The organism is Streptomyces sp. CA-111067, from assembly GCF_050956065.1.
In the GTDB taxonomy this organism is placed as follows: Bacteria; Actinomycetota; Actinomycetes; order Streptomycetales; family Streptomycetaceae; genus Actinacidiphila.
The window spans coordinates 1,093,820-1,111,832 of sequence record NZ_CP192103.1 but is presented as its reverse complement, the minus strand read 5'-3'; the positions used below and the strand labels follow the sequence as shown (position 1 = coordinate 1,111,832).

Sequence of the window (18,013 nt, the reverse complement as noted above, 5' to 3'; positions counted from 1 at the left end):
TCAGGGCAGCGCGAGGACGCAGAACTCGTGCTCCTCCGGGTCGGCCAGGCACGTCCACGGGACATCGCCCTGGCCCACGTCGAGGTCGGTGGCGCCCAGGGCCCGCAGCCGGGCCACCTCCGCCGCCTTGTCGTCACCGGGGTAGGGCAGCAGGTCGAGGTGGACGCGGTCCGGCGCGGTCTTCGCGCCGGGCACGCGCAGGAGCTCCAGGTACGGCCCGGTGCCGCCGGCGGAGCGGAACGTGGCCTGGTCGTCGGTCACCTCGTGCAGGGTCCAGTCCGTCGCCTCGTCCCAGAACCGGGCCATGGCCCGCGGATCCGCGCAGTCCAGCACCATCGCGGCGATCGGCCCGGTGCCCCGGTAGACCTCCCGGGGCTCCAGCACGCAGAACTCGTTGCCCTCCGGGTCGGCGAGCACCGTCCACGGCACGTCGCCCTGGCCCAGGTCGACGGGCGTCGCTCCGAGGGCCCGCACGTGCGCGACCAGCTCCGCCTGGTGGGCGGGGGAGGTGGTGGCGAGGTCGAGGTGCAGCCGGTTCTTCACCGCCGCCTTGGCCTCGGGCACCGGGACGACATCGATGCAGACGGTGACCGGGTCCGGCCAGACGAGGTCGCCTGCGGGCCCGACGTAGGTGGTCTCGCCCGACCGCAGCACGCTCCAGCCGAGCGCCGCCGCCCAGAACCGGCCGACGGCGAGGTGGTCCACAGCCTTGACGTTCACCTGAACAGGTCGCAGTGCCATGCCGGCGATCCTATGCAGCCGCTGTACGCACCGGAGGCCCCGCATTGCGGTTGGTGGGCCGTGCGAGGTCCGGGCAACCCGGGACCGCCGCCCGTATGCTCGGAGTGTGAGAAGGGGCACCGGTTGCTGAACGACAGGGCGGAAGCGGTGCTGGCCGCGCTGGGCGGGGAGGATCCGGTGCCGGCCGGGTCGGTCGCCGCGACGATCGCCTCGCACGGGCCCAACCTGGGGGCCCGGTTGCTGGAGCGGGTGGTGCCGGACGATCCGTGGCCGGACCTCGTGTCGCCGGCCGGCGTGGCCGACCGGGCCGAGGCCGAGGCCGCGCGCCTCGGGTCGCTGCGCGTCGGGTGCGAACACCTGGTGCTGGCCCTGTACGCACTGACCCGGGGCGCGCAACTCGGCCCGGTCCGCGCCGCGGTACAGGAGATGGCTGCCGAGCGGGCGCATGCCGGCTATCTCGCGCTCGAACCACGCCTCCCGGAGCCGGCCCGTGCACCGGTCGTCGTGGTGTTCGCCGGCCTGCCTGGCAGCGGCAAGAGCACCCTGGCCGAGGAGACCGGGATCGCGCTGCGCGCCCCGGTGTTCTCGCTGGACTGGCTGCTGGGCTCGCTCACCCCGTTCGGTCTGGTGCGCGGCGACAACGCCGCCGCGCTCGGCGACCAACTGGTCCGTGCGGCTGTCGCCCGGCAGCTGCAGCTCGGCCTGGATGTCGTCGCCGACACGGCCGGTCACCAGCAGGAGAACCGCGACCGGATGCGAGAACTGGTCACCGGCCTGGGCGGCGCCCTGGTCGAGGTGGAGTGCCTCTGCTCCGACGAGGTCGTGCACCGCGCCCGCGTCGAGAGCCGCTCCCGCTCCATCCCCGGCTGGCCCGGGACCGTGACCTGGGAGCACGTCGAACGCATGCGTGCCAGCTGGTGCCCCTGGACCCCCCACCTCACTCTCGACACCACCACCCCCATCCCCACATGCATGGCCCAGGTTCACCAAGCCGTCTCCAGCGCGCGCTGACGCCTGAGGTCGAGCAGTCCGCACAAGATGACCTTTGTATAAAAGTGCATAGCGCCGTATACTCATGCCATCGACGAGGAGGGTTCGATGGTGGTGCGGACGGCGGTTGCCGGAGCGAGCGGGTACGCGGGCGGGGAGGTGCTGCGGCTGCTGCTGGGGCATCCCGAGGTGGAGATCGGCGCGCTGACCGCACACGCGAGTGCCGGCCGGCGGCTGGGGGCGGTGCAGCCGCATCTGCTGCCGCTGGCCGACCGGGTGCTTTCCGAGACCAGCGCGGAGGTGCTGGCCGGGCATGACGTGGTGTTCCTCGCGCTGCCGCACGGCCAGTCGGCGGCCGTCGCCCGGCAGTTGGGCGACGACGTGCTCGTGGTGGACATGGGCGCCGACTTCCGGCTGAAGGACCCGGCGGACTGGGAGCGGTTCTACGGCTCACCGCACGCCGGTACCTGGCCGTACGGCCTGCCGGAACTGCCGGGTGGCCGCGCCGCGCTGGAGGGGTCCAAGCGCGTCGCGGTGCCCGGCTGCTACCCGACCGCCGTGTCGCTCGCGCTCTTCCCCGCCTACGCGGCCGGGATCGCCGAGCCCGAGGCCGTCATCGTGGCGGCCTCCGGCACGTCCGGCGCGGGCAAGGCGGCCAAGCCGCACCTGCTCGGCTCCGAGGTGATGGGCTCGATGAGCCCGTACGGCGTCGGCGGCGCGCACCGGCACACCCCCGAGATGATCCAGAACCTCAGCGCGGCGGCCGGCGAGCCGGTGAACGTCTCGTTCACCCCGACCCTGGCCCCGATGCCGCGCGGCATCCTCGCCACCTGCACGGCGAAGGCGCGCCCCGGCGTCACCGGCGACGAGGTCAGGGCGGCCTACGAGAAGGCGTACGCGGACGAGCCGTTCGTCCGCCTGCTGCCGCCCGGCCAGTGGCCCGCCACCGCGTCCGTCTACGGCTCCAACGCCGTGCAGCTCCAGGTGGCGTTCGACGAGGGCGCCCAGCGGATCATCGCGATCAGCGCCATCGACAACCTGACGAAGGGCACCGCCGGCGGCGCGGTGCAGAGCATGAACATCGCCCTCGGACTCCCCGAGGCGACGGGACTTTCCACGATCGGAGTGGCTCCGTGAGCGTGACGGCAGCGAAAGGGTTCACGGCGGCGGGTATCGCCGCCGGGATCAAGGCGAACGGGAATCCGGACCTGGCCCTGGTGGTCAACACCGGGCCGCGCCGCGCCGCCGCGGGCGTCTTCACCTCCAACCGGGTGAAGGCCGCGCCCGTGCTGTGGTCGGAGCAGGTCGTCAAGGGCGGCGCCGTCACCGCGGTCGTCCTCAACTCCGGTGGCGCCAACGCCTGTACCGGCCCGCGGGGCTTCCAGGACACCCACGCCACCGCGGAGCGGGTCGCCGAGGTGCTCGGCCACAGCGCCGGCGAGATCGCGGTGGCCTCCACCGGCCTGATCGGCGTCACCCTGCCGATGGACAAGCTGCTGCCGGGCATCGGGCAGGCCGCGGCAGCGCTGTCGGAACACGGCGGTGAGAAGGCGGCGATCGCCATAAAGACCACCGACTCCGTGCACAAGACCGCGGTGGCCACCGGCCCTTCGGGCTTCACCGTCGGCGGTATGGCCAAGGGCGCGGGCATGCTCGCCCCCGGCCTCGCCACCATGCTGGTGGTGCTCACCACCGACGCCGACGTCGACCAGGCCACCCTGGACAAGGCGCTGCGGGAGGCCACCGGGCAGACCTTCGACCGGATCGACTCCGACGGCTGCATGTCCACCAACGACACCGTGCTGCTGCTCGCCTCGGGCGCCGCCGAAGTCACCCCCGGCTACCAGGAGTTCGCCACCGCGGTCCGCATCGTCTGCGGCGACCTGGCCCGCCAGCTGATCGGCGACGCCGAGGGCGCGAGCAAGGACATCAGGATCGAGGTGGTGAACGCCGCCTCGCAGGACGACGCCGTCGAGGTGGGCCGCTCCATCGCCCGCAACAACCTGCTCAAGTGCGCCATCCACGGCGAGGACCCCAACTGGGGCCGGGTGCTGTCCGCGATCGGCACCACCTCCGCCGCCTTCGAACCCGACCAGCTGAACGTCGCCATCAACGGCGTGTGGGTCTGCCGCAGCGGATCGGTCGGCGAGGATCGCGACCTGGTCGACATGCGGTTCCGCGAGGTCGTGATCACCGCCGACCTGTCCGCGGGACCGGAGTCCGCGGTGATCTGGACCAACGACCTCACCGCCGACTACGTCCACGAGAACAGCGCGTACAGCTCATGACCGGCCCCGAGACCCAGCCGGGGGTACACCCGCGCAAGCACACCGCCCTGCCCAAGGCACAGGTGCTGATCGAGGCGCTGCCCTGGCTGACCCGGCACAACGGCCGGGTGGTGGTGATCAAGTTCGGCGGAAACGCCATGGTGGACACCGAGTTGAAGGCGGCCTTCGCGCAGGACGTGGTCTTCCTGCGGCAGGCCGGACTGCGGCCCGTCGTGGTGCACGGCGGCGGCCCGCAGATCAGCGCGCAGCTCGACCGGCACGGCCTGGTCAGCGAGTTCAAGGCCGGGCTGCGGGTCACCACGCCCGAGGCGATGGACGTGGTGCGGATGGTGCTGGCCGGCCAGGTGCAGCGCGAACTGGTCGGGCTGCTCAACCAGCACGGCCCGCTGGCGATCGGCCTGACCGGCGAGGACGCGCACACCATGAGCGCGGTCAAGCACTACCCGCGGATCGACGGCGAGCCGGTGGACATCGGCCGGGTCGGCGAGATCACCTCGATAGACACCGGCGCGATCGAGGCGCTGCTCGACGACGGCCGGATCCCCGTCATCTCCTCGATCGCCCGCGGCGCCGACGACGGCCACATCTACAACGTCAACGCCGACACCGCCGCCGCCGCGCTGGCCGCCGCGCTGGGCGCCGAGACGCTGATGGTGCTCACCGACGTGGAGGGCCTGTACGAGGACTGGCCGCACAGCGACGACGTGATCAGCCGGCTGACCGCCGCCGAGCTGGAGAAGCTGCTGCCCGAGCTGTCCAGCGGCATGGTGCCCAAGATGGAGGGCTGCCTCTTCGCCGTGCGCAACGGCGTGAACACCGCCCGGGTGATCGACGGCCGGGTGCAGCACTCGATCCTGCTGGAGATCTTCACCGACGAGGGCATCGGCACGATGGTCGTGCCGGACGGCACGCCGGAGGCGGCGCCGAAGAACGGCAGCGGCAGCGCGGGCAGCGCAGACAGTGCTGGCACAGCGGACGACACAGCGGACGACACAGACGACTCGCAGAGCGGAGAGGTGCAGTGACCGGCAACGAGGAACTGGCCAAGCGCTGGCAGGGCTCCCTGACGGACAACTACGGGCTGCCCCGGCTGCCGCTGGTCCGCGGCGAGGGCGCCAGGTTCTGGGACGCGGACGGCAAGGTCTACCTGGACTTCCTCGGCGGCATCGCGGTCAACTCGCTGGGCACCGCGCACCCCGCGGTGGTCGAGGCGGTGACCCGGCAGATCAGCTCGCTCGGCCATGTCTCCAACCTCTTCATCGCCGAGCCGCCGGTCGCGCTCGCCGAGCGGCTGCTGCAGCTCGCCGGCCGCCCCGGCAGGGTCTTCTTCTCCAACTCCGGCGCCGAGGCCAACGAGGCCGCGTTCAAGCTGGGCCGGCTGACCGGCCGTACCGGCATGGTCGCCACCGAGGGCGCCTTCCACGGCCGCACCATCGGCTCGCTGGCCCTGACCGGTCAGCCTGGCAAGCGGCAGGCCTTCGAGCCGCTGCCCGGCGACGTCCGCCACGTCCCCTTCGGCGACACCGAGGCGCTGCGCGCGGCGGTCGGCACCGACACCGCGATGGTGATCATCGAGCCGATCCAGGGCGAGAACGGCGTCGTCGTGCCGCCGCCCGGCTACCTCCAGGCGGCCCGCGAGATCACCTCGGCCGCCGGCGCCCTGCTGGTCCTCGACGAGGTGCAGACCGGCATCGGCCGCACCGGGCACTGGTTCGAGTGCCAGGCGCAGGGCGTGGAGCCCGATGTGATCACCCTGGCCAAGGGCCTCGGCGGCGGGCTGCCGATCGGCGCCACCCTCGCCTTCGGCCCGGCCGCCGACCTGTTCACCCCGGGCACCCACGGCAGCACCTTCGGCGGCAACCCGGTCTCCTGCGCCGCCGCGATCGCCGTCCTCGACACCCTCGCGGGCGACGGCGTGCTGGACAACGTCAAGCGGCAGGGCGAGAAGCTGCGGCAGGGCATCGAGGCGCTGCAACACCCGCTGGTCGATCATGTACGCGGAAACGGCCTGCTGATCGGTATCGTGCTCACCGAGCCGCGCTCCCCGCAGATCCAGCAGGCGGCTCAGGACGCCGGAATCCTGCTGAACGCCGCCGTGCCCGGCACGGTCCGGCTCGCCCCGCCGCTGATCGTCGGCGACGAGGAGACGGACGCGTTCCTCCAGGTGCTGCCCGGCGTCCTCGACCAGGTGCACCGGGCAGCCGGGTGAGCCGACCGGGGCATTGACGGCACGACGACGGAGGCGGACACGACGATGACCGACGCACAGCAGGGGGTCGGCCAGGCCGTGCCGCAGACCCGTACCGCACGGCACCGCAGGATCGTGGACATCCTCGGCCGGCAGCCGGTGCGGTCGCAGAGCCAGCTGGCCAAGCTGCTCGCCGACGACGGGCTGAGCGTCACCCAGGCGACGCTCAGCCGCGACCTGGACGAGCTCGGCGCGGTCAAGATCCGCACCAACGACGGCGAGCTCATCTACGCGGTGCCCTCCGAGGGCGGCTTCCGCACGCCGCAGGCGCCGCTGGGCGAGTCGGTCAAGGAGGAGCGGATGCGGCGGCTGGCGAGCGAGCTGCTGATCTCCGCCGAGGCGTCCGCGAACCTCGTCGTCATCCGCACGCCGCCGGGCGCGGCCCAGTTCCTGGCGTCCGCGATCGACCAGGCGGAGGTGTACGACATCCTGGGCACGATCGCGGGCGACGACACGGTGATGCTCATCTCTCGCGACGCGACGGGCGGCCAGAAACTGGCCGGGCATCTGCTGCGGCTCGCCCAGGGCGACGCGTAGCGGCTGACCGCGGCGCGCCCGCACCCCCGCTGACCTGGCGTGTTGACGGTTCATGCGGGGGAGTGCATAGTTATACCTAACAGCGTATGACACCCGTAAGGAGAGACCCGTGACCGAGCGCGTCGTACTCGCCTACTCAGGCGGCCTTGACACCTCCGTCGCCATCGGCTGGATCGCCGAGGAGACCGGCGCCGAAGTCATCGCCGTGGCCGTCGACGTCGGCCAGGGCGGCGAGGACCTGGACGTCATCCGCAAGCGGGCCATCGCCTGCGGGGCCGTCGAGGCCGAGGTCGCGGACGCCAAGAACGAGTTCGCCGACGAGTACTGCCTCCCGGCGATCAAGGCCAACGCGCTCTACATGGACCGCTACCCGCTGGTCTCCGCGCTGTCCCGGCCGACCATCGTCAAGCACCTGGTCGCCGCCGCCCGCAAGCACGGCGCCGACACCGTCGCGCACGGCTGCACCGGCAAGGGCAACGACCAGGTCCGCTTCGAGGCCGGCATCTCCTCGCTCGCCCCCGAGCTGCGCTGCATCGCCCCGGTCCGGGACTACGCGATGACCCGGGACAAGGCCATCGCCTTCTGCGAGGCCAACAACCTGCCGATCGCCACCACCAAGAAGTCGCCGTACTCCATCGACCAGAACGTCTTCGGGCGGGCCGTCGAGACGGGCTTCCTGGAGGACATCTGGAACGCGCCGATCGAGGACGTCTACGAGTACACGCAGAACCCGGCCACCCCGCGGGAGGCCGACGAGGTCGTCATCACCTTCCACCAGGGCGTGCCGGTGGCCATCGACGGCCAGGAGGTCACCGTCCTGGAGGCGATCCAGCAGCTGAACGTCCGGGCCGGCGCCCAGGGCATCGGCCGGATCGACATGGTCGAGGACCGGCTGGTGGGCATCAAGTCCCGGGAGATCTACGAGGCGCCCGGCGCCATCGCGCTGATCACCGCGCACCAGGAGCTGGAGAACGTCACCGTCGAGCGGGAGCTCGCCCGGTACAAGCGGCAGGTCGAGCAGCGCTGGGGCGAGCTGGTCTACGACGGCCTGTGGTTCTCGCCGCTCAAGCGGGCGCTCGACGGCTTCATCACCGAGGCCAACGAGCACGTCACCGGCGAGATCCGGATGGTCATGCACGGCGGCCGGGCGGTCGTCACCGGCCGGAAGTCCGGCAAGTCGCTGTACGACTTCAACCTCGCCACGTACGACACCGGCGACACCTTCGACCAGTCGCTCTCCAAGGGCTTCATCGAGATCTTCGGCATGTCGAGCAAGATCGCGGCCAAGCGGGACCTGGCCCAGTGACCGGGCAGCGGCAGGGCGGCAAGCTCTGGGGCGGCCGGTTCGCCGACGGGCCGTCCGCCGCCCTGGAGCAGCTGTCCGCCTCCGTGCACTTCGACTTCCGGCTGGCGCCGTACGACATCGCCGGCTCCCGGGCGCACGCCCGCGCCCTGCACCACGCCGGCCTGCTCACCGCCGACGAGCTGGACCGGATGACCGCCGGGCTCGACGCGCTCGAAGTGGCCGTGGCCGCAGGCGAGTTCACCGGCACCATCGCCGACGAGGACGTGCACACCGCGCTGGAGCGCGGCCTGCTGGAGCGGGTCGGCCCCGAGCTCGGCGGCAAGCTGCGGGCCGGACGGTCGCGCAACGACCAGGTCGCCACCCTGTTCCGGATGTACCTGCGGGACCACGCCCGGATCGTCGGCGGCCTGGTCGCCGACCTCCAGGACGCGCTGGTCGGCCTCGCGCAGGAGCACCCGGACGCGGCGATGCCCGGCCGCACCCACCTCCAGCACGCCCAGCCGGTACTGTTCGCGCACCACGTGCTCGCGCACGTCCAGGCGCTGTCCAGGGACGCCGAGCGGCTGCGGCAGTGGGACGAGCGCACCGCCGTCTCGCCGTACGGGTCGGGCGCGCTCGCCGGGTCCTCGCTGGGCCTGGACCCGGAGGCGGTCGCGAAGGACCTCGGCTTCGAGCACGGCAGCGTCGGCAATTCCATCGACGGCACCGCCTCCCGCGACTTCGTCGCCGAGTTCGCGTTCATCACCGCGATGATCGGCATCAACCTGTCACGGATCGCGGAGGAGGTGATCCTGTGGAACACCAAGGAGTTCTCCTTCGTGACGCTGCACGACGCCTTCTCCACCGGCTCCTCGATCATGCCGCAGAAGAAGAACCCGGACGTGGCCGAGCTGGCCAGGGGCAAGTCCGGGCGGCTGATCGGCAACCTGACCGGGCTGCTCGCCACCCTCAAGGCGCTCCCGCTGGCATACAACAGGGACCTCCAGGAGGACAAGGAGCCGGTCTTCGACTCCTGCGACCAGCTGGAGGTGCTGCTCCCGGCCTTCACCGGGATGATGGCCACCCTCACCGTGCACGAGGAGCGGATGGCGGAGCTCGCTCCGGCCGGCTTCTCGCTGGCCACCGATGTCGCCGAGTGGCTGGTCAAGCAGGGCGTGCCGTTCCGGGTCGCGCACGAGGTCGCCGGGGAGTGCGTGAAGGTCTGCGAGGCCGAGGACATCACGCTCGACCAGCTGACCGACGAGCAGTTCGCCAAGATCTCGCCCGCGCTGACCCCCGAGGTCCGCGGCGTGCTGAACGTCTCCGGCTCGCTGGCCTCCCGCAGCGGCCGCGGCGGCACCGCCCCGAGCGCGGTCGCCGTCCAGCTCGCCGAACTCCAGGCAGACCTGGCCCGCCAGCACGCCTGGGCCCACGCGAAGGACAACTGACCGCACCCGTCAGCAGGTTGAGCCCGAGGCGCCCCCGCGCCCCGGGCTCAACCTGGGCCGCACCCGCGCCCCGGGCTCAGCCGATCCCGACCGCCCACTCGCCCAGCGTGGCGAAGTCGGCACTGCGCAGCCCGACCCGGGGATCGATCCGGTGCAGCAGCGCCGGCGCCGGATGGTGCGCGGCCACGAACGCCCGGTCCTCCTCGTCGACCTCGTCGTCCACCCAGGCGAACGGCGCCCCGTCGGCGAACCGCACCAGCTCCGCGGTCTTCCAGAACAGCCCCGTCGCGGACTGCGCCCGCTGCTCCGGCCAGTGGACGACGGGAAGCTCCGGCAGCCCGATCAGCGGACCGATCATGGTGTTGGCGTCGTCCTCCCAGGTGGTGGCCCAGACCAGGCTGAAGTGCGCGGTCAGCCAGTCCAGGTGGGCGCCGTGGCCCGGGTCGAGCCAGACCGGCAGGTCGGGGTGCTCGGGCGGCCAGTGCGTCGGCCGCAGGCGGTGCAGGGCGTAACCGCGCGGGAGGCGGCCGGACGGGGCCGCGTAGGGATTGAGCGGCCCGTCGACGTCGAGGAACAGCCAGGGCTTCAACGGGCCGGTCCCGGTTCCGCGACCGCCGCTCAGGCGGCCTTCGCCTTGGTGGCGTAGATGTCCACGTACTCCTGGCCGCCGAGCCGCATGACCTCGCTCATCACCTCGTCGGTCACGGCGCGCAGCACGTAGCGGTCGCGGTCCATGCCCTCGTAGCGGGCGAACTCCAGCGGCTTGCCGAAGCGGACGGTGACCGGGGCGATCCTCGGCATGCCGGTGCCTCCCGGCTGCACCTTGTCGGTGCCGACCATCGCGAACGGGACCACCGGCGCGCCGGTCATCAGGGTCAGCCGGGCCACGCCGGTACGGCCGCGGTAGAGCCGGCCGTCGGGGGAGCGGGTGCCCTCGGGGTAGATGCCGAAGATCCGGCCCTGCTCCAGCACCCGGCGGCCGGTCATCAGGGCCGCGACGCCGCCGCGGCCGCCGTCCCGGTCCACCGGGATCATCCCGCAGGTGGTGAAGAACCAGGCCATCACCCGGCCCTTGAGCCCCTTGCCGGTGACGTACTCGTCCTTGCCGATGAAGTACACCTGCCGCTCGACGACCAGGGAGAGGAATATCGAGTCGATGAAGGTCACGTGGTTGCCCGCGAGGATCACCGGCCCGTCGCCCGGGATCCGCTCCAAGCCCTCGACCGTGGGGCGGTACAGGACGCGCATCAGCACTCCGAGGATCGCCTTGAGCAAGGTGCGGGACAACTGACCCCTCCGGATCTCGTACGGCGGACTTCGCAAGAAGACGATACTTCCGTGCCGCGTCCCGGCGCACGTCGGGTTCACCGGACGGCTACTCCGTGTTGACCCGTGTTACGGGCGTGTTCCGGCCGGTGTCGCACCCCGGCAAGCTGCCCGCGGCATCATGCCGCGCATGACGGATGACCAGCACAAGACGGGCCTGGGCAGGCGAGCGGTGCTGTCCGCGGCGGCGATCGGCGCCGGCGGCGCCGTGCTCGGCACGGCGGCCACCGCCCAGGCGCAGGACAGCGGCGACGCCGCCCCGGCGCATCCCGCGGCCAAGCCCGGCACGCCCGGAAAGAGCAGGCCCGGCGGCCTGCCCGTACCGGCGATCGTCGGCCACCGCGGCACCGCCGGCTACCGCCCCGAGCACACCTTCGGCTCCTACGACCACGCCCTGGAGATCGGCGCCGACATCGTCGAGCAGGACGTCGTCCCCACCCGTGACGGGCACCTGGTGTGCCGGCACGAACCCGAGATCGGCGGCACCACCGACGTCGCGGACCACGCCGAGTTCGCCGGCCGCAGGACCACCAAGACCATCGACGGCGTCCCCACCACCGGCTGGTTCACCGAGGACTTCACGCTGGCCGAGCTGAAGCGGCTGCGCGCCGTCGAGCGGCTGCCCGCCGTCCGGCAGCGCAACACGATCTACGACGGCCGCTGGGACATCCCCACCTTCGCCGAGGTGCTCGACTGGGCCGAGCGCAAGGGCCGCGAGCGCGGCCGGCCGGTCTGGCTGCACACCGAGACCAAGCACCCCACGTACTTCCGCGGCATCGGCCTGCCGCTGGAGGAGCGGCTGGTGGCGCTGCTGCGCCCGTACGGCAGGCTGCGGGCCGGCGCCCCGCAGTTCCTGCAGTCCTTCGAGGCGCAGAGCCTGCAGCGGCTCGGCCGGCTGGGCGCCGCCCCGGCGAAGATCTTCCTGCTCAACGGCCTCACCTCGCAGCCGTGGGACTTCGTGGTGTCCGGCGACAAGCGGACCGTGGCCGACCTGGTCACCCCGGCCGGGCTGAAGTGGATCGCGGGCTTCGCACAGGGCATCGGCCCGACCGCGGAGCTGGTCATCCCGCTGGACGCCACCGGCCACCTGCTCAAGCCCACCACCCTGGTCAGGGACGCCCACCGGCAGGGCCTGGTGCTGCACCCCTTCACCGCCCGCAACGAGAACCAGTTCCTGCCGGTCGACTTCCGGACGGGCACCGACCCGAACGCGTACGGCAAGCCGATCGACGCCTTCAGGACCTGGTTCGCCACCGGCATCGACGGCCTGTTCACCGACAACGCCGACACGGCGGTGCTCGCCCGGCAGGACTTCTGGAACGCCTGACGCACGCGGCGGCCCTCGGAGACGTCAACCCCGCCCGGAACGCCACACCTTGAGATGAAAACGGCCGGGTCCGGCAACCGCCGGGCCCGGCCGGTCCGTGGCAACCGGTATGCAGACTCCCATGACACCGCCCCCGCTGAGCGCGCCCCCGACGGCCGCGGCCGGACCGTCCGACCCCGACCCGTACCGGCTGCTGGGGCCGCTGCTCGCCGCGGAGGCCGCGGCCGAGGCGCTGCCCGGCGCGATCGAGGCCGCCGACCTCGAACAGACCCTGTGGGTACGGTTGCTCGAACTGGACGGCCCGCCCGCCGAACCCGGCCGCTGGGTGCGCGGCGCGGTCCGCGCCGAGGTGCGCGGCGCCGCCCGCAGGATGCGCAGCGAGCTGCCCTACGACGACCACGACGGCGCCGGACCGGCTGCCCCGGAGGCCCGCGGCGTGGAGGACGAGGTGCTGGCAGCGGAGTCGTACCGGGCGGTACGGGCCGCGGTGCGGCGGCTGCCGGGACGCTGCCCGCAGGTGGTCGGCGCCCTGATGTCCCCCTCTGACCCCACTTACCGGCAAATCTCCCGGGAGTTGGGAATCTCACAGGGCAGCCTCGGGCCGCTGCGATCACGCTGTCTGAACTGTCTTCGGACGATCCTGAATTCGAGGGTTGGATCCCCGGTGAGGCGGGGTAATGCACGGTAAACAGTCAGCGGCAGTGGGCAGCCTCGGCGCGCCTGGACGTGACTGAGACGGGTATCGCGCAAGGGGTACCCCGCAGGAGTGCATGTGCGATCATCGGCGCCACGGAGGCGGCGCACACCCGTACCAACTCCACTCAGGCACACGTTCCGGGCGATTACCCATCCCTCAAACTGCCCGGACGGATTCGAAGGGAAGGCCGGCGCGCATGGGCATGAGCGTGACCATCTCTACGGCGGAGCACGACGACGCCGAGAAGATCCTGAAACTCCAATACCTCTGCTACCAGGGAGAGGCCGAGCTGTACGGCGACTACAGCATCGAACCGCTCACCCAGACGCTGGACGAACTGCGTGCCGAACTCGCCGGTGGTGTCGTGCTCGTGGCACGCCTCGGCGAGGAGGTCGTCGGTTCGGTGCGCGGCGCCGTCGACGACGACGGCACCGCGCGGATCGGCAAGCTCATCGTCCACCCGCGACTGCAGCGGCACGGCCTGGGCGGACGGCTGCTGGCCGCCGTCGAGGACCGGCTGGCCGAGGAGGCGGAGGCCAAGCGGTACCGGCTCTTCACCGGCCACCGCAGCCAGGTCAACCTGCGGATGTACCGCAAGCTCGGCTACGAGCAGGTGGGCGCCGCGGAACCGGTCAGCCGCCGGCTGAGCCTGGTCACCATGGAGAAGGCCGCCGCGGCCGCCGGCTTCGCGGCCACCGCCTGAGATCCGCGGCAGGCCACCGCCGGCGCCGCCGGTGGCCTCGACCGCGCAAACGTCACGCCTCGGCGCCGGCCTGTCCGGGCCGCGTGTCCGCCGCCGCTTCGCGGGCGGACCTCCGCAGCCAGAGCAGGCCGGCGACCGGGAGTGCCAGCGGCAGGAAGACGTAGCCGATCCCGAAGTCGGACCAGACCGTCGCGTCGGGGAAGGCCGAGGAGTCCACCAGCGTCAGCGTGCCGACCGAGATCACCCCGGCCAGTTCGAGGGAGCAGCACACCAGCGCCACCCGGCGGGCCGACTCGCCGCCGCGCCACAGCGCCACCGTGATCACCGCGTAGACCACACCGGCCACCGCGGACAGCACATACGCCAACGGGGCGTCGTGGTACTTCGTACTGATCTGCACCAGCGAGCGGGACAGCGCCGCCACCGTGAAGACCCCGTAGAGCGCCAGCAGCAGCCGCCCGGGGCCCTGCCCGATCCGGCCGCTCCCGCTCTGCCCGGGCTCCGGCTCCCCGGGCGCCTCCGACGTCTTCGCCAGTTCCACCGGGGCGGCCGTCTCCGCCGTGTCCTGCGTCGTCATGCTCTCGGCCTCCGTGCCGTCCTCAGCCATGTCCGGCCCCCCAGATGTCGTTCAGCCGCAGTTCGAGTACGGCCAGGATCAGCCCGCCGGCCGCGACGATCGCCGAACCCCAGCGGGTCCGCTCGGCGAGCGACATGAAGCCGGCCGCCGGGATCGCGCAGAGCGCGCCGACCAGGTAGGCCACGTAGACCACGGTGCCCTGCTCGGGCCGGTCGCCCTGGGTGAGCCGCACGATCGACACCACGAGCTGGACCAGTGCGGCCACCGTGACCACGGCCATGCCGATGAAGTGCCAGTCGTTGGTCGGTTCGTCACGATACGCGGCGAAGCCGCACCACGCCGCCAGCAGCAGCGCAGTGACCGAGACCGTGATGAACACCGCGTCGAGCATGCGACGACTTTATTACGGACGGTTTCCCCCGGGCCCGCCACCCCCGGGCCCGCCGCCCTGCCTGCCGGGGCCGGCCGGACGGCAGCCCCGGCCGGGGCGGTCAGCCGTGCCGCATCCAGTACACGTCCGTCGTGTACGGCATCTCGATCGCCCCGCCCGACCTGGTCGCGTCGTGCGCCCCGAGCAGCGCCTCCACCTCGGCCCGCACCCGCGCCTGCGCGGCCGCGTCCAGTACCGCGATATGGCTGGACGACGTCATCCGCTCCACCACGTCCGCGACCGTCGTGGTGTACGGGTTCGGCCAGTGCCGCTCCTCCACCTTGCCCCAGCCCGGCCGCGCCTCGAACACCTTGCGCCAGCCGCCGCCCGGGTAGGGGGCGCCGAGTCCGGACGACAGCGGCGGGCTCGGCAGGTCGCTCGGCGCCAGCCTGAAGTAGATGTCCTGGAAGTCCCGCACCCACGGCACCGACGTGTCGTACGTGTTCCACACCAGCGCCAGCGCCCCGCCCGGCCGCAGCAGCCGCTCCACCTCGGTGAGCGCCGCGCCGTCCTCGAACCAGTGCCAGGACTGCGCCGCCACCACCGTGTCCGCGCAGGTGTCCGGCAGCCCGGTTGCCTCCGCGGTGCCCGCCGTCACCGCCACCCCGGGCAGCAGCTCGGCCAGCCGCTCGCGCATCTCCCTGACCGGCTCCACCGCCAGCACCTCAGCGCCGGTCAGCGCCAGCAGCCGGGTGAACTTGCCGGTGCCCGCGCCGAGGTCGACCACCGTGCGGCCGGACTCCAGGGGCAACGCGTCGGCGAGCGCCGCGACGGCGGCGAGCGGATAGGAGGGCCGGGAGCGGTCGTAGACCCCCGCGGCCCGCTGGTAGCCGACTCCTGCTGCGTGGTGCACTGTCACGCGGGCTGACGGTAGCAGGATCAGATGACGGGCACGGATACCCGTACTGAAGGGCATCCGCCCTACTCTGGAAGGGTGTTCGCCAGTCCGCCCGCTCCGGGACCCGGCCCGGCACCGGCTCGGGACCCGCTCCGGGACACGCGGTGGCGACCCTGCCCGGCCGGCACCGCGCCTGATGCTGCATGCTGAGCAGTCCACCTATGCCCTGTTACGGAGCAGCGAATGACCTCCATCTTTCCGGACGTCTCACTCAGTACGGAGCGGCTGGTGCTGCGCGCCTACGACGAGGAGGACGCGTCCGCGCTCGCGGAGATGATGGACGACGAGCTGGTCACGGCGTGGACCCAGGTGCCGCAGCCGTACTCCGCCGAGGCCGCCCGCGAGTTCATCGCCCGCGCCGCGCCCGCCGAGCGTACCGAAGGCCGCGGCCTGGTTCTGGCCGTCACCGAGTTCCTCACCCAGCGGCTGGTCGGCGCGGTGCAGTTGCAGAACACCGACTGGCGCATCCGCGGCACCGAGATCGGCTACCTGACCGCGTCCTGGGCCCGGGGCGAGGGCTACGCGAGCGAGTCGGTGCTCGCCGTCTGCCGCTGGCTCTTCGACCACCAGGGCTTCGAGCGGATCGAGCTGCGCACCGCCGCGGACAACACTGCCTCCCAGCAGGTCGCGCAGAAGATCGGCTGCGTCAGCGAGGGAGTGCTGCGCAACGCGGGCATCGTCCGCAGCCAGACCGAGGACGGCCGCTGGGCCGAGATCCGCACCGACCTGCTGGTCTGGAGCCTGCTCCCGGAGGACCTCGACGAGCGGCTGTCGGACAGCTCCACCGCCGTCGGCGCCTACGACAGCTACAACGCGTACGCCGACTGGCGCTGATCCCCGGGCCCCGCCCGCGCTCCTCGGTTCCCGCGTCGATTGCCGCGCCCGCGCTCGCCGATTCCCGCCTCCGCTCCCGCTCTCCGCCGAGCGGCCACCCGCGAGCCTTGCCGGGGACCACATTCGAACACCTCGCCGGGTTAGGGTTCTCCTCCGGGAACCTGCCTCCTCCCAGCGCGCCGGCAGGACCCTCCCCGGCACCCCCAGCGATCCGCCCACGCCATGGAGGCAGACGACGATGGCCGACCGGGTCACCGTGATCGGATGGGACGGCTCACCCCCGTCCGGCGCCGCCCGTGCCGCCCTCGACGCCGCCAGCCTCGTCGCGGGCACCCGCAGGCACCTGGCCCTGTCCCACGTCCCGGCGCACGCCGAGCAGATCGTGCTCGGCAGCATCGACATCGCCGCCCGCCGGATCGCCAAGCACCGCGGCAGCGCGGTGGTGCTCGCCGACGGCGACCCCGGCTTCTTCGGCGTGGTCCGCGCGCTGCGCGCCCCCGAACTCGGCCTGGAGATCGAGGTCGTCCCCGGCGTCTCGGCCGTCTCCCAGGCGTTCGCCAGGGCCGGCATGCCGTGGGACGACGCCCGGGTGGTCGTCGCCACCAGCCGCACGCTGCGCCGCGCGGTTAACGTCTGCCGCTCCTATCCCAAGGTCGCGGTGCTCACCGCGCCCGGCGCGGGCCCGGCCGAACTCGCCCTGCTGCTGACCGGGGTGCACCGCACCTTCGTCATCTGCGAGGCGCTCGGCAGCGAGGAGGAGCAGGTCACCGTCCTGACCTCGGACAAGGTCGCCGACCACATCTGGCGCGATCCCAATGTGGTGCTGGTCGTCGGCGGGGTCAGCGCCGTCTCGCCCGGCGCCTCGGTGCTCGGTGTCCCGCCGGTCCCGTCGGGCGGCGGCTGGATCGCCGGCGGCGAGCCCGGCTTCCCCGGCCCGGTCCGCGGCTGGGCGCTGCCGCCGGCCGAGTACGGCGGCCACATCGCCGCCCAGGTGCGGGCCTACCAGCTGGCCAGGCTCGGCCCGCGCACCGGCGACCTGGTGTGGGACATCGGCGCGGCGGACGGAGCGGTCGCGGTCGAGGCGGCCCGGTTCGGCGCCGCCGTCATCGCGGTGGACCGGGACGCCGACGCCTGCGACTGGATCACCGCGACCGGCCGCCGCACCGGCGTCCAACTGCACGTGGTGCACGGCGTCGCGCCGCAGGTGCTCGAAGACCTGCCGGAGCCGGACGTGGTCAGGATCGGCTGCGCCGACGCCGAGGTGGCCGCCGCCTGCGCGGCCCGCCGCCCGGAGCGGATCGTGGCGGACGCGGCCACCCGGGACGACGCCGAGGCGGTCAGCAGGGCGCTCGCCGAGGGGGGCTACGACATCGAACGTACGCTCCTGCAGTCAGTCGAACTGGACGCCGAATGGGCCGAGCGGGAACGGTCGGTGACCTTCGCACTCTGCGGTACCAGACGCTGACCTGTCCATGATCAACGGGGCTGGTGGGGGTGCTGTTTTCGCTGGTCACCCCGGTGACGGCTGGGGTCTTCGAATGGGTGTCCCATGGGACGGACCGCAGGGCGGGCGGCCGGGCGGTGCGGGGTAGGCTGGCGGATCGTTGTGCCGTCGTCGTGCGTTGACGGGTCGTCGAGCTTTTCCGGCGCCCGGCGCCGACGTGCCGCATCCCCCGCACGCTCG

Annotated in this window: 19 protein-coding genes; 13 read left to right on the top strand and 6 right to left on the bottom strand. The window is 72.5% G+C overall.

All coding sequences use genetic code 11. The annotated features are described in order from the left end of the window. Complete coding sequence (locus ACQPW6_RS04810; RefSeq protein ID WP_433888274.1) at positions 1-741, bottom strand: VOC family protein; 741 nt, start codon at positions 739-741, stop codon at positions 1-3. 123 nt (positions 742-864) lie between these two features. On the opposite strand from ACQPW6_RS04810, the gene ACQPW6_RS04805 reads away from it, so the two are divergent. The 8 genes from ACQPW6_RS04805 to argH all read left to right on the top strand — a co-directional run bounded on the left by ACQPW6_RS04805 (position 865) and on the right by argH (position 9,537). Next, on the top strand, positions 865-1,752 hold the full coding sequence (locus tag ACQPW6_RS04805; protein ID WP_433888273.1) for an AAA family ATPase: 888 nt from the start codon (positions 865-867) through the stop codon (positions 1,750-1,752). Positions 1,753-1,839: 87 nt separating this feature from the next. Beyond that, the gene (gene argC / locus ACQPW6_RS04800) at positions 1,840-2,868 is read left to right on the top strand and encodes an N-acetyl-gamma-glutamyl-phosphate reductase (RefSeq protein ID WP_433888272.1); all 1,029 of its coding nucleotides are present in this window, start codon (positions 1,840-1,842) and stop codon (positions 2,866-2,868) included. Then, positions 2,865-4,019 carry a bifunctional glutamate N-acetyltransferase/amino-acid acetyltransferase ArgJ gene (gene argJ / locus ACQPW6_RS04795; protein WP_433888271.1) on the top strand — a complete coding sequence of 385 codons (1,155 nt, stop codon included), beginning with the start codon at positions 2,865-2,867 and terminating at the stop codon, positions 4,017-4,019. Before argC ends, argJ begins: the two co-directional genes overlap by 4 nt. Beyond that, the gene (gene argB / locus ACQPW6_RS04790) at positions 4,016-5,044 is read left to right on the top strand and encodes an acetylglutamate kinase (RefSeq protein WP_433888270.1); all 1,029 of its coding nucleotides are present in this window, start codon (positions 4,016-4,018) and stop codon (positions 5,042-5,044) included. The genes argJ and argB overlap by 4 nt, the downstream gene beginning before the upstream one ends. Further along, entirely contained in the window at positions 5,041-6,228 is a 1,188-nt protein-coding gene (locus ACQPW6_RS04785) for an acetylornithine transaminase (protein WP_433888269.1), read from the top strand. Before argB ends, ACQPW6_RS04785 begins: the two co-directional genes overlap by 4 nt. 45 nt (positions 6,229-6,273) lie before the next feature. After that, positions 6,274-6,804, top strand: coding sequence for an arginine repressor (locus ACQPW6_RS04780; RefSeq protein ID WP_433888268.1), 531 nt, complete (start codon positions 6,274-6,276; stop codon positions 6,802-6,804). 109 nt (positions 6,805-6,913) lie between these two features. Continuing rightward, entirely contained in the window at positions 6,914-8,110 is a 1,197-nt protein-coding gene (locus tag ACQPW6_RS04775) for an argininosuccinate synthase (protein ID WP_433888267.1), read from the top strand. After that, positions 8,107-9,537 carry an argininosuccinate lyase gene (argH, locus tag ACQPW6_RS04770; RefSeq protein ID WP_433888266.1) on the top strand — a complete coding sequence of 477 codons (1,431 nt, stop codon included), beginning with the start codon at positions 8,107-8,109 and terminating at the stop codon, positions 9,535-9,537. Before ACQPW6_RS04775 ends, argH begins: the two co-directional genes overlap by 4 nt. A gap of 76 nt (positions 9,538-9,613) precedes the next feature. On the opposite strand, the gene ACQPW6_RS04765 is transcribed toward argH, so the two are convergent. Together ACQPW6_RS04765 and ACQPW6_RS04760 are read right to left on the bottom strand one after the other, a co-directional pair. Continuing rightward, a complete protein-coding gene (locus ACQPW6_RS04765; protein ID WP_433888265.1) occupies positions 9,614-10,126 on the bottom strand; it encodes a hypothetical protein in 513 nt (170 codons plus the stop codon). A 29-nt stretch (positions 10,127-10,155) separates the two neighbouring features. Then, on the bottom strand, positions 10,156-10,824 hold the full coding sequence (locus ACQPW6_RS04760) for a lysophospholipid acyltransferase family protein (protein ID WP_433888264.1): 669 nt from the start codon (positions 10,822-10,824) through the stop codon (positions 10,156-10,158). Between the two features lie 160 nt (positions 10,825-10,984). On the opposite strand from ACQPW6_RS04760, the gene ACQPW6_RS04755 reads away from it, so the two are divergent. The 3 genes from ACQPW6_RS04755 to ACQPW6_RS04745 all read left to right on the top strand — a co-directional run bounded on the left by ACQPW6_RS04755 (position 10,985) and on the right by ACQPW6_RS04745 (position 13,590). Continuing rightward, entirely contained in the window at positions 10,985-12,190 is a 1,206-nt protein-coding gene (locus ACQPW6_RS04755) for a glycerophosphodiester phosphodiesterase (protein ID WP_433888263.1), read from the top strand. A gap of 121 nt (positions 12,191-12,311) precedes the next feature. Further along, on the top strand, positions 12,312-12,878 hold the full coding sequence (locus ACQPW6_RS04750; protein ID WP_433888262.1) for a sigma-70 family RNA polymerase sigma factor: 567 nt from the start codon (positions 12,312-12,314) through the stop codon (positions 12,876-12,878). A 205-nt stretch (positions 12,879-13,083) separates the two neighbouring features. Further along, complete coding sequence (locus ACQPW6_RS04745) at positions 13,084-13,590, top strand: GNAT family N-acetyltransferase (RefSeq protein WP_433888261.1); 507 nt, start codon at positions 13,084-13,086, stop codon at positions 13,588-13,590. Between the two features lie 52 nt (positions 13,591-13,642). Here the strand turns inward: ACQPW6_RS04745 and ACQPW6_RS04740 are convergent, their stop codons facing one another. The 3 genes from ACQPW6_RS04740 to ACQPW6_RS04730 form a co-directional block, all read right to left on the bottom strand. Further along, entirely contained in the window at positions 13,643-14,197 is a 555-nt protein-coding gene (locus ACQPW6_RS04740; RefSeq protein ID WP_433888260.1) for a hypothetical protein, read from the bottom strand. After that, positions 14,190-14,558 (bottom strand): hypothetical protein, encoded by a 369-nt coding sequence (locus ACQPW6_RS04735; protein WP_433888259.1) that lies wholly within the window; start codon positions 14,556-14,558, stop codon positions 14,190-14,192. Before ACQPW6_RS04735 ends, ACQPW6_RS04740 begins: the two co-directional genes overlap by 8 nt. A gap of 100 nt (positions 14,559-14,658) precedes the next feature. Beyond that, positions 14,659-15,456, bottom strand: coding sequence for a class I SAM-dependent methyltransferase (locus tag ACQPW6_RS04730; RefSeq protein WP_433888258.1), 798 nt, complete (start codon positions 15,454-15,456; stop codon positions 14,659-14,661). Between the two features lie 222 nt (positions 15,457-15,678). Between ACQPW6_RS04730 and ACQPW6_RS04725 the strand changes: the two genes are divergently transcribed. Together ACQPW6_RS04725 and cbiE are read left to right on the top strand one after the other, a co-directional pair. Next, a complete protein-coding gene (locus ACQPW6_RS04725) occupies positions 15,679-16,329 on the top strand; it encodes a GNAT family N-acetyltransferase (RefSeq protein WP_433888257.1) in 651 nt (216 codons plus the stop codon). 238 nt (positions 16,330-16,567) lie between these two features. Further along, on the top strand, positions 16,568-17,794 hold the full coding sequence (gene cbiE, locus ACQPW6_RS04720) for a precorrin-6y C5,15-methyltransferase (decarboxylating) subunit CbiE (RefSeq protein ID WP_433888256.1): 1,227 nt from the start codon (positions 16,568-16,570) through the stop codon (positions 17,792-17,794). The last annotated feature ends 219 nt before the right edge of the window (positions 17,795-18,013 follow it).

Excerpts from the sequence above, each read along its gene's own strand:
- ACQPW6_RS04780 (WP_433888268.1), top strand. The coding sequence starts at position 6,274 with ATGACCGACGCACAGCAGGGGGTCGGCCAGGCCGTGCCGCAGACCCGT.
- ACQPW6_RS04810 (WP_433888274.1), bottom strand. The coding sequence starts at position 741 with ATGGCACTGCGACCTGTTCAGGTGAACGTCAAGGCTGTGGACCACCTC.
- argB (WP_433888270.1), top strand. The coding sequence starts at position 4,016 with ATGACCGGCCCCGAGACCCAGCCGGGGGTACACCCGCGCAAGCACACC.
- ACQPW6_RS04755 (WP_433888263.1), top strand. The coding sequence starts at position 10,985 with ATGCCGCGCATGACGGATGACCAGCACAAGACGGGCCTGGGCAGGCGA.
- ACQPW6_RS04725 (WP_433888257.1), top strand. The coding sequence starts at position 15,679 with ATGACCTCCATCTTTCCGGACGTCTCACTCAGTACGGAGCGGCTGGTG.
- argC (WP_433888272.1), top strand. The coding sequence starts at position 1,840 with ATGGTGGTGCGGACGGCGGTTGCCGGAGCGAGCGGGTACGCGGGCGGG.
- ACQPW6_RS04740 (WP_433888260.1), bottom strand. The coding sequence starts at position 14,197 with ATGGCTGAGGACGGCACGGAGGCCGAGAGCATGACGACGCAGGACACG.
- ACQPW6_RS04750 (WP_433888262.1), top strand. The coding sequence starts at position 12,312 with ATGACACCGCCCCCGCTGAGCGCGCCCCCGACGGCCGCGGCCGGACCG.
- cbiE (WP_433888256.1), top strand. The coding sequence starts at position 16,568 with ATGGCCGACCGGGTCACCGTGATCGGATGGGACGGCTCACCCCCGTCC.
- ACQPW6_RS04745 (WP_433888261.1), top strand. The coding sequence starts at position 13,084 with ATGGGCATGAGCGTGACCATCTCTACGGCGGAGCACGACGACGCCGAG.
- ACQPW6_RS04735 (WP_433888259.1), bottom strand. The coding sequence starts at position 14,558 with ATGCTCGACGCGGTGTTCATCACGGTCTCGGTCACTGCGCTGCTGCTG.